Here is a 14,570-nt window from a genome sequence, read left to right as displayed (position 1 = left end):
TGGAAAGGTGGATGGCAGCTTTGCTCCCACTCGTGCTTTAAGCACCGCGGACTCACAGCTTGCCATCCACCTCTCTCACCCTAGAGTTTACTTCCGGCCATAGACACAAGCGGGCTTGCCCCGCGATAGGGATCAAAACAATCTCAGAGACAGGTCAACTGCTGCCCACGCCACTCAAAGGGTACTGGCGCAAGCACTTGCTCGATCTGCGCCTCTTCCCACAACTGGCTCATGGTTTTTCCGACCCCCGGATGCACCAACCCAGGGGCAATCAACGAAAGCGGCCACAGCACGAAGGCATTCTTGAGAATCTCGGCGCGGGGCAGCACCAACCCGTCAAAACTGCCGTGCAGATCGCTGTACATCAGCACATCGATATCCAGCGGCAGGCCTTTGCGCTCTGGCGCATAGCGGCCGTTATCAGCCTCGATGAACTTGAGCCGACGGTCCAGCTCCATCAACGGCATATCGGTCAGCCCGGTCACCACCAGATTGAAGAACGGGCCGCTTTTGATTCCCACAGCCTGGCTCTCGAACACTGCCGAACACTGCATGCCCTGAAGAAAAACAGCCAGCGCCTCCAGGCCCGCAGTCAAATGCCGCTCACGCTCGACATTGCTGCCAAGGCCAAGGTAAACCCGGTTCAGAGACATCCGCGCTCAATCTCCACGCCCACTCCAGTGGCGGCCGATACGGCACCGGGCTTGGTCAGTTTGAGCTGCAGCCAGGGAATCTGAAACTCACTCATCAGCACCGCAGCCAGGCGCTCGGCGAAGGTCTCGACCAACTGGAACTCGGATTGTTCGGCGAACGCCTGGATACGCGCAGTCACACTGGCGTAGTCCAGGGCCAGGGTCAGGTCATCGCCCGCCGCTGCCGGCCGGTTGTCCCAGGCAAAACGCAGGTCCAGGCGCAGGCACTGGCGAATCCCGCGCTCCCAGTCATAGGCACCGATGACGGTATCGACTTCCAGACCTTCGATGAACACTCTGTCCAAGCACTTCTCTCCACTGCACGACAAGGGCGACTGGCGCCGTTAGAATCAGGGCGTCCTCGCCCGGAATAGTTAGCATGTTTTGGTTACTGGCGCTGCTCGCCTACCTGCTTGGCTCGCTGTCCTTTGCCATTCTCCTCAGCCGCCTCAATGGCAGCCCGGACCCGCGCATGAGCGGTTCTGGCAATGCCGGTGCAACCAACATGCTGCGCCTGGCCGGCCGCAAACTGGCGGTCCTGACCCTGCTTGGCGACCTGTGCAAGGGCTTGTTGCCGGTGCTGATCGCCAGTCTTGCCGGCCTTGATCTGCAGCAACAGGCCTGGATCGGCGTGTGTGCGGTCATCGGCCACCTGTTCCCGGTGTACTTCTGCTTTCGCGGCGGCAAAGGTGTCGCCACCGCCGCCGGCCTGTTACTGGGGCTCTACCCGCCAGCAGCACTCCTGGCCATCTGCGCCTGGCTGCTGACTTTCTACCTGACCCGTACCAGCTCCCTCGCGGCACTGATCGCCACACCCCTGACCCTGCCGCTGCTGGCCTGGCGCGAGCCGCAAGCGCTGCTGCCAATCAGCGTGCTGACCGTGCTGATCGTCTGGCGTCACCGCGGCAATCTACGCGACCTTTTGGCCGGCCGCGAACGGCATTTCTGAATCATCTGCATGAGCGCCGCTAATCACAGCGGGGCCAACTGCTCCATCGGCCAGCGCGCCTGCACGCTGATCGCCAGGCTTTCCTGCTGCCCCGCAGCCAGTCGCTGGCAACCGGCATAGGCGATCATGGCGCCGTTATCGGTGCAAAACTGTGGCCGGGCGTAGTAGACATTGCCCTTGATGCCCGAGAGCATCTCTTCCAACGAAGTCCGCAACGCCTTGTTGGCACTGACGCCTCCAGCAATCACTAAGCGCTTCAGGCCGGTCTGCTTCAAGGCACGCTTGCACTTGATGGTCAAAGTCTCCACCACCGCCTGCTGGAAGGCCAGCGACACGTCGCAACGAGTTTGCTCGCCGTCGTCTCCAGCTTTCTGGCACTGCTGCCAGGTGTTCAGGGCGAAGGTCTTGAGGCCGCTGAAGCTGAAATCCAGGCCTGGGCGATCGGTCATCGGCCGCGGGAAAACGAAACGACCGGGGACGCCCTGGGTCGCTAGACGGGCGATTTCCGGGCCACCTGGATAATTCAGCCCCATCAGCTTGGCAGTCTTGTCGAACGCCTCGCCCGCTGCATCATCAAGGGTTTCACCCAGCAGCTCATAACGACCGATGCCATCCACGCGCACCAACTGGGTATGTCCACCGGACACCAGCAAGGCGACGAACGGGAACTCAGGCGGCTGTTCCTCGAGCATCGGCGCGAGCAAATGACCTTCCATGTGATGCACGCCCAACGCCGGAATACCCCAGGCAAACGCCAGGGCCTGGGCGCAGGACGCCCCCACCAACAGTGCGCCGACCAGCCCGGGGCCGGCGGTATAGGCAATGGCATCGATTTCGGTAGCGACACAGTCGGCCTCGTCCAGCACCTGGCGGATCAACGGCAGCATGCGCTTGACGTGATCACGTGAGGCCAGCTCCGGCACCACGCCGCCATAGGCACGGTGCAGGTCGATCTGACTGAACAATGCATCGGCCAAAAGACCGCGTTCACTGTCGTATAATGCGACGCCGGTTTCGTCGCAGGATGTTTCTAATCCCAGTACTAGCATGGGTCTGCGCCTTGTGGAGGCTGAATTCGAAGGCGCGCATGATAGTCCCCACTCCCGGTGCCGACCAGCGGTTTTCGATCAGAGGCTTTGCATTCCGGCTGGCTAAGGGTTAACATCCGCAACCCTTAAAAACCGACGTTCTCCAGTGCACAGTTTTGCCACGAGTTCGTTGACCCCCGGTAATGAATGAAGGTAGCTCTGGATGCCAGCCGTCAAAGTTAAAGAGAATGAACCCTTCGACGTAGCTCTGCGTCGTTTCAAGCGCTCCTGCGAAAAAGCCGGTGTTCTGGCTGAAGTTCGTAGCCGCGAATTTTACGAGAAGCCGACTTCTGAGCGTAAGCGCAAAGCAGCAGCCGCTGTTAAACGTCACGCCAAGAAAGTTCAGCGCGAACAGCGCCGCGCCGTTCGTCTGTACTAATACAGGCGCTCGTCGCAAGCTTCTGCCTCGCCCGGCCCAAAGCCGGGCTGCCGGCAGTAGCTGCTCCACCCTCAGGCCTTTGTGCCCGAGGCGTCCCATTGCCCTGCAGTGCGGACAACCTGCCTGAAACGTCAGAACTGGCCTCAACGCCAGCTGTGCACGTCATTACTGACGAGCCTTCACCGGCTACAGACGAGCACGTCTTTCCGAATTTTGTGTTACGCCATTCGACATCGCTCGAACGCGCAGCCGTTCCCGCAGCATTAGCGATTACACTTGCTTATCGCCTGATGATGAGAGTGCCATGGCCGGGCTGATTCCCCAAAGCTTCATCGACGACCTCCTCAACCGTACCGACATCGTCGATGTGGTGAGTTCGCGCGTGCAGCTGAAAAAGGCCGGCAAGAACCTCACCGCCTGCTGCCCGTTCCACAAGGAAAAAACCCCGTCTTTCAGCGTCAGTCCCGACAAGCAGTTCTACTACTGCTTCGGCTGCGGCGCGGGCGGTAACGCCCTTGGCTTCATCATGGACCACGACAACCTGGACTTTCCCCAGGCCGTCGAGGAACTGGCCAAGGCTGCCGGCATGGAGATCCCCCGCGAGGAAGGCGGACGCGGGCAAAAGCCCCGGCAACCCACCGACTCGCCGCTGTACCCCCTGCTGGAAGCGGCTGCCGAGTTTTATCGTCAAGCCCTGAAGAGCCACCCGACCCGCCGGTCAGCCGTGGAATACCTCAAGGGCCGTGGCCTGTCCGGAGAAATCGCTCGCGACTTCGGCCTCGGCTACGCCCCGCCCGGCTGGGACAACCTGTTCAAACACTTGAGCAGCGATACCCTGCAACAAAAGGCCATGATCGATGCCGGCCTGCTGATCGAGAACGCCGAGTCCGGCAAGCGCTACGATCGCTTCCGTGACCGGGTCATGTTTCCGATCCGCGACAGCCGCGGCCGGGTTATCGCCTTTGGCGGCCGGGTACTGGGCGACGACAAGCCCAAGTACCTGAACTCCCCGGAAACCCCGGTGTTCCACAAGGGCCAGGAGCTGTACGGCCTCTACGAAGCGCGCAAGTTCAACCGCAATCTCGATGAAATCATCGTCGTTGAAGGCTACATGGATGTCATCGCCCTGGCCCAGCAAGGCCTGCGCAATGCGGTGGCGACCCTGGGCACCGCCACCAGCGAAGAACACCTCAAGCGCCTGTTTCGCGTAGTACCCAGCGTACTGTTCTGCTTCGACGGCGACCAGGCCGGCCGCAATGCCGCCTGGCGCGCCTTGGAGGCCACCCTTTCGAGCCTGCAGGACGGCCGTAAAGCGCGCTTCCTGTTCCTGCCCGAAGGCGAAGACCCGGACACCCTGATCCGCGCCGAAGGCACTGACGCGTTTCGCGCCCGCGTCAACCAGCATGCCCAGCCTCTGGCCGACTACTTTTTCCAGCAGTTGACCGAAGAAGCCGACCCGCGCTCGCTTGAGGGCAAGGCGCACATGGCCACCCTGGCAGCACCGTTGATCGAAAAAGTACCCGGTGCCAACCTGCGCGCCCTGATGCGCAATCGCCTCAAGGAAATCACCGGGCTCGACAACCAGCAGGTCGAGCAACTGAGCCATAGCGCACCCACCGAAGCGCCGCCCAGCTACGACCCAGGCATCGATTACGACGCCATTCCCGACTACACCCCGGATTACGGCGACTTCCACCAACCCGAGTACGCGCCGCCGCAACAGCAGTGGACGCCGAACAAGGGCGGCAAGAAGAAATGGGAAGGCAAGCCGTGGGACAAGAAGGGCAAACCCTGGGAACGCAATGGTCAACGCCAGGATGCACCACCACGAGTGCCAACCTCGGTGGAACCCCCGACTTTGAGCGCCCTGCGCACCCTGCTGCACCATCCGCAGCTGGCCAAGAAGGTCGAAGACGCCGGCCATTTCGCGGCCGAAGAACACGTCTACGCCCAGCTGCTGGTGGCGCTGCTCGAGGCATTGCAAAAGAATCCTGAGCTACGCTCACTACAGCTGATCGCCCGCTGGCATGGCACCGAACAAGGTCGTTTATTGCGGGCATTAGCGGAAAAGGAATGGCTGATCGATGCCGACAACCTTGAACAACAGTTTTTCGACACTATAACTAGCTTGTCCGCTCGCCAACGCGAGCGAAGCCTGGAACATCTGCTCAGGAAAGCACGTCAAAGTGAACTGAGCGCAGAGGAAAAAAATCAGCTGCGCGACCTGTTAAGCCGGAATGTTCCCGCACAAACCCCGACCTCAACTGGCGCGTGAGGTCCTAGCTCGGGTATAATCCTCGGCTTGTTTTTTTGCCCGCCAAGACCTTCAGTGGATAGGGTGTTATGTCCGGAAAAGCGCAACAGCAGTCTCGCATCAAAGAGTTGATCACCCGCGGTCGTGAGCAGGGCTACCTGACTTACGCGGAGGTCAACGACCACCTGCCAGAGGATATTTCAGATCCGGAGCAGGTGGAAGACATCATCCGCATGATTAACGACATGGGGATCAACGTATTCGAGAGTGCTCCGGATGCGGATGCCCTTTTGTTGGCCGAAGCCGATACCGACGAAGCTGCAGCTGAAGAAGCCGCCGCTGCGTTGGCGGCTGTCGAAACCGATATCGGTCGCACGACTGACCCAGTGCGCATGTACATGCGTGAAATGGGTACCGTCGAGCTGCTGACCCGCGAAGGCGAGATCGAAATCGCCAAGCGTATCGAAGAAGGTATTCGCGAAGTCATGGGCGCTATTGCCCACTTCCCGGGTACTGTCGACTACATTCTCAGCGAATACGACCGGGTAACCGCCGAAGGCGGCCGCCTGTCGGATGTTCTCAGCGGCTACATCGACCCGGACGACGGCATCGCCCCGCCGGCCGAAGTACCACCGCCAGTCGATCCGAAAGCACCGGCCAAGGCCGAAGCCGACGACGATGAAGACGAAGAGAAAGAAGGCAGTGACGATGAGGAAGAGACCGAAAGCGGTCCCGACCCAGTCGTCGCTCAGCAGCGCTTTGGTGCCGTCCAGGAACAACTGAACGCCACCCTCAAAGTGCTGAAAAAGAACGGCCGCCAGCACAAGGACAGCCTCAAGGCGATGCTTGAACTGGCAGAACTGTTCATGCCGATCAAGCTGGTGCCAAAGCAGTTCGAAGTACTGGTCGAACGCGTTCGCAGTGCCCTGGATCGTCTGCGTCAGCAAGAACGCGCCATCATGCAACTGTGTGTCCGTGACGCACGCATGCCACGCGCCGACTTCCTGCGCCTGTTCCCGAGCAACGAGACCGACCAGACCTGGAGCGGTGATCTTTCCAAGCGCAGCACCAAGTGGGCCGCCGCGCTGGGCGAGAAGAACGACGCCATCGTCGCCTGCCAGCAGAAGCTGATCGACCTGGAAAGCGAAACCGGTCTGACCATCGCCGAGATCAAGGACATCAACCGTCGCATGTCGATCGGTGAAGCCAAGGCTCGCCGGGCGAAGAAAGAGATGGTTGAGGCCAACCTGCGTCTGGTTATCTCGATCGCCAAAAAGTACACCAACCGCGGCCTGCAGTTCCTCGACCTGATCCAGGAAGGCAACATCGGCCTGATGAAGGCGGTGGACAAGTTCGAATACCGTCGCGGTTACAAGTTCTCGACCTATGCCACCTGGTGGATTCGCCAGGCGATCACCCGCTCGATCGCCGACCAGGCCCGCACCATCCGTATTCCGGTGCACATGATCGAGACGATCAACAAGCTCAACCGAATTTCCCGGCAGATGCTGCAGGAAATGGGTCGTGAACCGACCCCGGAAGAGCTGGGTGAGCGCATGGAAATGCCTGAGGACAAAATCCGTAAGGTATTGAAGATCGCCAAAGAGCCGATCTCCATGGAAACCCCGATCGGCGATGACGAAGATTCGCACCTGGGTGATTTCATCGAAGACTCGACCATGCAGTCGCCAATCGATGTCGCCACGGTCGAAAGCCTCAAGGAAGCGACCCGTGATGTGCTCTCCGGTCTGACTGCACGTGAAGCCAAAGTGCTGCGCATGCGTTTCGGTATCGACATGAACACCGATCACACCCTCGAAGAGGTCGGCAAGCAGTTCGACGTGACCCGTGAACGGATCCGTCAGATTGAAGCCAAGGCGCTGCGCAAGCTGCGCCACCCGACGCGAAGCGAGCATTTGCGCTCCTTCCTCGACGAGTGATGACGAACCCCGGCCCAGGCCGGGGTTTTTCTTTTCTGCGATCACACACTTTAAGACTTTCGCCACTACCCTGGCACAGAAATGCCCGTCTACACTCGAATCAGTCCACCTGTGTGACGAGGCCGTTATGCCCAAAATGCCGGCCCTCCTGTTGTTCCTCCAGATGCTCTGGAGCGCAACGGCCGGCGCCTTGACCCTGACCGACGAAGAACAAGCCTGGCTCAGCGCTCACCCGCAGCTGCGCCTCGGCGTCGACGCATCCTGGCCACCGTTTGAATACCGTGACCAGGACGGTCGCTACCAGGGATTGGCTGCCGACTACATTGCCCTTATCCAGGAACGACTGGGCGTGGTGTTCAAACCGGTCGAGCCGTCCAGCTGGACAGCCGTGCTTGAACAGGCACGACAAAACAAGCTGGATTTGCTTCCAGGCATCATGTCGATACCGGAGCGCCAGGGGTTCCTGGCCTTCACCCGCCCCTACCTGGATTTCCCGATCGTCATCCTGGCCCATGAAGGCGGGGCACAGCCGCGCAACCTGAAGGAGCTCTACGGGCTAAAGATTGCCGTGGTAGAGAACTATGCTCCCCATGAACTACTGCGCACCCATCACCCCGACCTGAACCTGGTCGCCCTGCCCAATGTCAGCTCGACCCTGCAGGCACTGGCCACCGATGAAGTCGACGCAGTGGTCGGCGATCTCGCATCCAGTATCTGGAGCCTGCGCCAGCTCAAGCTCGACGGCCTGTATGTAAGCGGCGAAACCACCTACCGCTATCAACTGGCCATGGCCGTACCGCAGGAGCAAAAGATCCTGGCCGGCATCCTCGACAAGGTCATGGCCGACATGAGCGCCAGTGAAGTCAGCAAGATTCAGGAGCGCTGGGTCGGCAATGTCCTGGATCATCGAGCCTTGTGGAACGATCTGTTGATCTACGGACTGCCCGGCATCCTGCTGTTGGTGGCGATACTGGCGGCAATGATGCGGGTCAACAGGCGGCTGAGCTCGGAGATCTCCCGGCGCATCGCCCTGGAACAGGAACTGCGCAGCAGCGAATACCACTACCGTGGCCTGATCGAAAGCCTCTCGGCAATCGCCTGGGAAGCCGATGCCAATGACTTCACCTACAGCTACGTCTCGCCGCATGCCGAAGACCTGCTCGGCTACCCGCTAGGTCATTGGCTGCGCCCGGGCTTCTGGCGCAGCATCATTCACCCCGACGACGCCCTTTGGGCCCAAGCCTACTGCGACAGCGAGACCGCTGCCGGGCGCGACCACAGCCTCGATTACCGGGTAATTCGCGCCGATGGCCGCAGCCTTTGGGTACGCGATATCGTCAGCCTGATCGAACACGGACATAAACCCGTGATGCGCGGCCTGATGATCGATATCAGCGAAACCAAGAATGCCGAGGATGCCCTGCGTCTGTCGGAGCAGAAATTCGCCTCGGTATTCCAGCAATGCCCGGACATCCTGCTGATCGCCCGCCTCAGCGACGGCTGCCTGCTGGAGGTCAACGAGGCCTTCGAAGAGCAGATCGGCCTGAGCTCGGCACAGGTCATTGGCCGCACCGCTACAGAGTTGAGCATCTGGGGAGTCGACGGGATCGGCCCAGGATTACTCCTGCGCCTGCAATCAGGCAACATACGCAACCTGGAAACGCTGTTCCGACGCAGCAACGGCCAGTTGTTCACCGGTTTGATCTCGGCGCAAACCTTTGAGCTCGACAACACGCCAGCGCTGGTTGTGGCCGTGCGCGATATCAGCCAGCTCAAGGAAACCCAGGAGCAACTGCAAACCTCTGAAGAGAAATTCGCCAAAGCCTTCCACGCCTCCCCTGACGGCCTGCTGCTGTCACGCCAGAGCGATGGCTTGCTGCTTGAGGTCAATGAAGGCTTCTGCCGCCTGACAGGCTTCGACAGTCAAGTATCGCTGGATCATACCTCCCTGGACCTGGGCATCTGGGTGGACCTCAACGAACGTCGACGCCTGCTGGAAATGCTGAAAAAAGACGGCTTCGTCCGTGACTTCAGCTGCCACATCCGTCGCAGCGACGGCCAGATACGCCTGTGCGAACTCTCTGCCCGGCCATTACCGATAGCCGGTGTCGACTGCATGCTGACCATCGCCCGCGACATCACCGAACGCCACCTGATGCAGGAAAAACTGCAACTGGCCGCCACTGTGTTTGAAAATACCGCCGAAGGCGTGTTGATCACTGACACCGAGCAGCGCATCAGTGCCGTCAACCGGGCGTTCAGCGAAATCACCGGCTACAGCGAATTCGAAGCCTTGGGGCAGACACCGCGCCTGCTCGCCTCGGGCCAGCACGACAGCGCTTTTTATGCCGCCATGTGGCACCAGTTGACCGCCGAAGGGCATTGGCAGGGCGAAATCCACAACCGGCGCAAAAATGGCGAGCTGTATCCCAGCTGGCTGACCATCAGTGCCGTGCGCAACAGCGAGCGGGCCATCACCCACTTTGTCGCGGTGTTCGCCGATATTTCCAGCCTCAAGCATGCCCAGGCGAAACTCGACTACCAGGCCCACCACGACCCACTCACAGGCTTGCCCAACCGCACGCTGTTCGAAAACCGCCTGCAAGCGGCCCTCACCTGTGCCCACAGCTCCAAGCGCCAGGGGGCCGTGCTGTTTCTGGACCTCGACCGCTTCAAGCACATCAACGACAGCCTTGGCCATCCGGTCGGCGACCTGCTGCTCAAGGGCATCGCCCAACGCCTGAAAGAACAGGTGCGCGATATCGACACCGTGGCGCGCCTGGGTGGCGATGAGTTCATCATCCTGCTGCCCGGTCTGCACCAGCCCAGCGACGCCAGCCTTATCGCCAACAAACTGCTGGCCTGCTTCAGCGCACCTTTCCAGGCCGGTGAACACGAGTTCTTCACCAGCGCCAGCATTGGCACCAGCCTGTACCCACAGGATGGCACCGATGTCGCTTCACTGATCCGCAATGCCGACGCGGCGATGTACCGCTCCAAGGCCAAAGGCCGCAACCGAATCGAATGCTACACCCGCGACCTCACGGCCCAGGCCAGCGAGCGCATTGCCCTGGAGCACGAATTGCGCCGGGCCATAGAGCGCAATGAGCTGAGCTTGAGCTACCAGCCCAAACTCAGCCTGAAAACCCACAGCCTGGTGGGCGCCGAGGCCCTGATTCGCTGGACCCACCCGCTGCTTGGCGACGTTCCTCCAGAACATTTCATCGGCCTGGCTGAAGAGAACGGCATGATTCTGCAATTGGGTGACTGGGTCCTGGAGCAGGCTTGCCGGCAAATGCAGGCCTGGAAGAAAAGCTACCAGGCCTTTGGCCCGCTGTCGGTCAACCTGGCCGGCGCCCAGCTGCGTCAAACCAGCCTGATCAAACGCATTGAGCAGTTGCTCAAGACCCACCAGCTCAAAGCCGGTGACCTGCAACTGGAAATCACCGAGAACTTCATCATGAGCCAGGCCGAAGAAGCCCTGGCCATTCTCCACCAGCTCAAGCGTCTGGGAGTGCAACTGGCAATCGACGACTTTGGCACCGGCTACTCGTCACTGAGTTACCTCAAGCGCCTGCCGCTGGACATCCTCAAGATCGACCAATCGTTCATTCGCGGCCTGCCGGATGACCCCCACGATGCGGCCATCGCCCGGGCAATCATTGCCCTGGGGCGCAGCATGCAATTGACCATCATTGCCGAAGGCGTCGAGAACCAGGCCCAACAGCAATTTCTTGCCGCCGAAGGCTGCGAACAGATCCAGGGTTACATCGTCAGCCTGCCGCTACCTGCGGAGGAATTCGCCGCATCATTCCTTCGTATAGCAGTTTCGGATCTTTCGGATGGCACAGCCTGGAAACCCTCGTTATAATCCGCGACCACTGGGGCCTATAGCTCAGTTGGTTAGAGCAGAGGACTCATAATCCTTTGGTCCACGGTTCGAGTCCGTGTGGGCCCACCAGTTTGAAAGCCGCGCATTGCGCGGTTTTTACTTATCTGAGGTAAACCTACAGTCTCATTGCCTCCAGCCCCTCCCCTGATGCTCCAGCCTCAGAAACGCACTCGGAACAGGGTGCGCCAGAAGTTTTTCAGGGGAGAAAGCCGGTGTTTGTGCCAGTTACGCTCCCAGAACTCATCCTCGTTCTTGATCACTGATTCAATATCGCTGCCTGTTGCTGACGCCGCATATTGACGAAACAACATCGGGAATACGCAGTGCTGTTTGATCCGCTGCTTGAACATCACATCGACCGGCGTACCGTCATAAGGCGTTTCTGCCAGAATCCGGCAACCCTCAGGCGAAAGGATATAGGCATGGAGGGCCACCACCCTTCCGCGGGCGATGTAAGGAAACCAAGTCAGCCAAATTCTGCCCATACTGTAGCCCAAGTGCAGCACTTCAAATTTGCGCGTACGGATAAAGCGGTTTACCCAACGGATCGGCGTCGCCTTCAGCGGATAGGCCTGGACGTCATCCTCGAAGATCAATACTCGCTGCAAACCTTCAGTCAGCGCCAGCTGTGCCAATGCCTGGTGTGATTCGTAGCAACCTCTGACAGGGTCGTCGCTACGCTCGACCAAGTGGAAATGCACCGGGTTTTGAATCAAACTACCAACCGTCTGATTAAACAACTCGCGTCGGTCGCTACGCTCTTTGATCGAAATGCAATAAACAGCATCTACGTCGAAATTGATCTTGCTCACCACGCGGTTCCTTCGTGCATCAAATTACTCACGTATAGCGCCTCTGATAATCTGGCGAGTCTACTGTCTACAGGGCGCTGGCACAAAGGCCCCATACTTAACCCTCTGCGTCCAGCCATATGGGAACCGGGCACTCTCTTGAGTCGAACAATGCCACTGTAATCAAGCGCCTTGCCGGAAGGCTCAAGGGCTAGATAGGCTATCGTGTTTATGCCATGAACCGCGCTGCTCAGCGTACACCCGAGAGCCCCCATGCCCGACAACCGTCCCGTCGCCCTCGACGAAATCGACCGCCAGCTGATTTCGCTACTGCAGATCAATGCCCGCGAAAGCGTTGCCATGCTTGCCCGGCAGCTGGGCATCGCGCGCACCACGGTGACCTCGCGTCTGGCGCGCCTGGAAAAGACCAAGGTCATCAGCGGCTATGGCGTGCGCCTGGGCCAGCGCCTGATCGACGGCGGCCTTCAGGCCTATGTCGGGATCAAAGTGCAACCACGCTCGGGCAAGGATGTGGTGCGCCGCCTCAGTGCCATGGGACAAGTCCAGCAACTGTGCACGGTAAGTGGCGAGTTCGACTACGTGGCATGGCTGCGCAGTGATTCGCCGGAGCAGCTGGACCAGCTACTCGACCAGATCGGCAGTGTCGAGGGTGTGGAAAAGACCACTACCTCGATCATCCTCAGCAGCAAGGTTGATCGTGGGTAAGCTGACCTGACGATATGACGAAACAACCATGCATACTGACAACAAACGCCACAAATAGACGACACTCTGCATCTTAATTACGTAACTCCCACCCTCTAAACTGACCGCCAGCGTTTCCCTATACTCAAGCTCCGCATCCTGCGCAGCCCTGGCAAGGTCATCTATGAACAAGAACAATCGCCACCCCGCCGACGGCAAGAAACCTGTCACCATCTTCGGCCCGGATTTTCCGTTCGCCTTCGACGACTGGATCGAGCACCCCGCAGGCCTGGGCAGTATCCCGACCGAACGCCACGGTGAAGAAGTGGCGATTGTCGGTGCCGGTATCGCCGGCCTGGTGGCGGCGTACGAGCTGATGAAGCTGGGACTCAAACCGGTCGTCTACGAAGCGTCGAAGATGGGCGGGCGCTTGCGCTCGCAAACCTTCGAAGGCACCGACGGGATCATCGCCGAATTGGGCGGCATGCGTTTCCCGGTATCGTCCACGGCGTTCTATCACTATGTGGACAAGCTGGGCCTTGAGACCAAACCCTTTCCCAACCCGCTGACTCCGGCATCCGGCAGTACGGTCATCGACCTGGAAGGCCAGACCCACTACGCCGAAAAGCTCTCCGACCTGCCAAAGCTGTTCCAGGAGGTCGCCGATGCCTGGGCCGATGCCCTGGAAGATGGCGCCCGCTTCGGCGATATCCAGCAGGCGATCCGCGATCGTGATGTGCCGCGCCTGAAAGCGCTGTGGAACACCCTGGTGCCGCAGTGGGACGACCGCACCTTCTACGACTTCGTCGCCACCTCCAAAGCCTTCGCCAAGCTCAGCTTCCTGCACCGGGAAGTGTTCGGCCAGGTCGGCTTCGGCACCGGCGGCTGGGACTCGGACTTCCCCAACTCGATGCTGGAAATCTTCCGTGTGGTGATGACCAATTGCGACGATCACCAACACCTGGTGGTCGGTGGTGTCGAGCAGGTGCCGCTGGGCATCTGGCGCCATGTCCCCGAGCGTTGCGCGCACTGGCCGGAGGGCACCAGCCTCAGCTCGCTGCACCGTGGCGCACCGCGCCCGGGGGTCAAGAGCATTGCTCGCGACGCCGACGGGCGCCTGGCGGTGACCGACAACTGGGGCGACACCCGCCACTATGCCGCCGTGCTCACCACCTGCCAGAGCTGGCTGCTGACCACCCAGATCGAATGCGAAGAATCGCTGTTCTCGCAGAAGATGTGGATGGCCCTGGACCGCACCCGCTACATGCAGTCGTCGAAAACCTTCGTCATGGTCGACCGGCCATTCTGGAAAGACAAGGACCCAGAGACCGGCCGCGACCTGATGAGCATGACCCTGACCGACCGCCTGACCCGTGGCACGTACCTGTTCGACAACGGTGACGACAAGCCGGGGGTCATCTGCCTGTCCTACTCGTGGATGAGCGATGCCCTGAAGATGCTCCCGCACCCGGTGGAAAAACGCGTGAAACTGGCGCTCGACGCGCTGAAGAAGATCTACCCGAAAGTCGACATCGCCGGCCACATCATTGGCGATCCGATCACCGTGTCCTGGGAAGCCGACCCGCATTTCCTCGGGGCCTTCAAAGGCGCCCTGCCTGGGCACTACCGCTACAACCAGCGTATGTACGCGCACTTCATGCAGCAGGACATGCCCGCCGAACAGCGCGGTATTTTCATCGCCGGTGACGACGTGTCGTGGACCCCAGCCTGGGTCGAAGGCGCGGTGCAGACCTCGCTCAACGCGGTGTGGGGTATCATGAATCACTTCGGTGGGCATACCCATCCGGATAACCCAGGCCCGGGCGATGTATTCCACGAAATCGGACCGATCGCCCTGGCCGACTAACGGGAGTAACGCC

General features: G+C 60.1%; 11 protein-coding genes and 1 tRNA gene. 8 read left to right on the top strand and 4 right to left on the bottom strand.

Going from position 1 to position 14,570, the window contains the following annotated elements; translation table 11 throughout:
• Positions 1–143: 143 nt before the first annotated feature.
• The gene (gene folK / locus C6382_RS16105; protein WP_107025391.1) at positions 144–653 is read right to left on the bottom strand and encodes a 2-amino-4-hydroxy-6-hydroxymethyldihydropteridine diphosphokinase; all 510 of its coding nucleotides are present in this window, start codon (positions 651–653) and stop codon (positions 144–146) included.
• Complete coding sequence (gene folB, locus C6382_RS16100) at positions 644–997, bottom strand: dihydroneopterin aldolase (RefSeq protein WP_038606019.1); 354 nt, start codon at positions 995–997, stop codon at positions 644–646. Before folB ends, folK begins: the two co-directional genes overlap by 10 nt.
• 74 nt (positions 998–1,071) lie before the next feature.
• On the opposite strand from folB, the gene plsY reads away from it, so the two are divergent.
• Positions 1,072–1,641 (top strand): glycerol-3-phosphate 1-O-acyltransferase PlsY, encoded by a 570-nt coding sequence (gene plsY, locus C6382_RS16095; protein WP_107025390.1) that lies wholly within the window; start codon positions 1,072–1,074, stop codon positions 1,639–1,641.
• A gap of 23 nt (positions 1,642–1,664) precedes the next feature.
• On the opposite strand, the gene tsaD is transcribed toward plsY, so the two are convergent.
• Positions 1,665–2,690 carry a tRNA (adenosine(37)-N6)-threonylcarbamoyltransferase complex transferase subunit TsaD gene (tsaD, locus tag C6382_RS16090; RefSeq protein WP_107025389.1) on the bottom strand — a complete coding sequence of 342 codons (1,026 nt, stop codon included), beginning with the start codon at positions 2,688–2,690 and terminating at the stop codon, positions 1,665–1,667.
• Positions 2,691–2,892: 202 nt separating this feature from the next.
• Here tsaD and rpsU point away from each other — a divergent pair, with 202 nt between their 5' ends.
• From rpsU to C6382_RS16065, 5 genes are all read left to right on the top strand, one after another.
• Positions 2,893–3,108, top strand: coding sequence for a 30S ribosomal protein S21 (gene rpsU, locus C6382_RS16085; protein ID WP_002551877.1), 216 nt, complete (start codon positions 2,893–2,895; stop codon positions 3,106–3,108).
• A 304-nt stretch (positions 3,109–3,412) separates the two neighbouring features.
• Positions 3,413–5,383: a DNA primase gene (dnaG, locus tag C6382_RS16080; RefSeq protein ID WP_107025388.1), complete on the top strand. Its 1,971-nt coding sequence runs from the start codon at positions 3,413–3,415 to the stop codon at positions 5,381–5,383.
• Positions 5,384–5,451: 68 nt separating this feature from the next.
• Complete coding sequence (gene rpoD, locus C6382_RS16075) at positions 5,452–7,302, top strand: RNA polymerase sigma factor RpoD (protein WP_107025387.1); 1,851 nt, start codon at positions 5,452–5,454, stop codon at positions 7,300–7,302.
• 127 nt (positions 7,303–7,429) lie between these two features.
• Entirely contained in the window at positions 7,430–11,173 is a 3,744-nt protein-coding gene (locus tag C6382_RS16070) for a bifunctional diguanylate cyclase/phosphodiesterase (RefSeq protein WP_107025386.1), read from the top strand.
• 13 nt (positions 11,174–11,186) lie between these two features.
• Positions 11,187–11,263: transfer RNA gene (locus C6382_RS16065), tRNA-Ile, on the top strand.
• A gap of 89 nt (positions 11,264–11,352) precedes the next feature.
• Here C6382_RS16065 and C6382_RS16060 read toward each other — a convergent pair.
• Positions 11,353–12,006, bottom strand: coding sequence for a hypothetical protein (locus C6382_RS16060; RefSeq protein ID WP_107025385.1), 654 nt, complete (start codon positions 12,004–12,006; stop codon positions 11,353–11,355).
• 252 nt (positions 12,007–12,258) lie between these two features.
• Here C6382_RS16060 and C6382_RS16055 point away from each other — a divergent pair, with 252 nt between their 5' ends.
• Entirely contained in the window at positions 12,259–12,711 is a 453-nt protein-coding gene (locus C6382_RS16055; protein WP_107025384.1) for an Lrp/AsnC family transcriptional regulator, read from the top strand.
• Positions 12,712–12,874: 163 nt separating this feature from the next.
• Positions 12,875–14,557: an NAD(P)/FAD-dependent oxidoreductase gene (locus C6382_RS16050; protein ID WP_107025383.1), complete on the top strand. Its 1,683-nt coding sequence runs from the start codon at positions 12,875–12,877 to the stop codon at positions 14,555–14,557.
• Positions 14,558–14,570 lie beyond the last annotated feature (13 nt).

The organism is Pseudomonas sp. BBP2017 (genome assembly GCF_003024385.1).
Classification (GTDB): Bacteria; Pseudomonadota; Gammaproteobacteria; order Pseudomonadales; family Pseudomonadaceae; genus Aquipseudomonas.
Note: the sequence above shows the minus strand (reverse complement) of the source record. Positions and strands in the feature narration are given on the sequence as shown.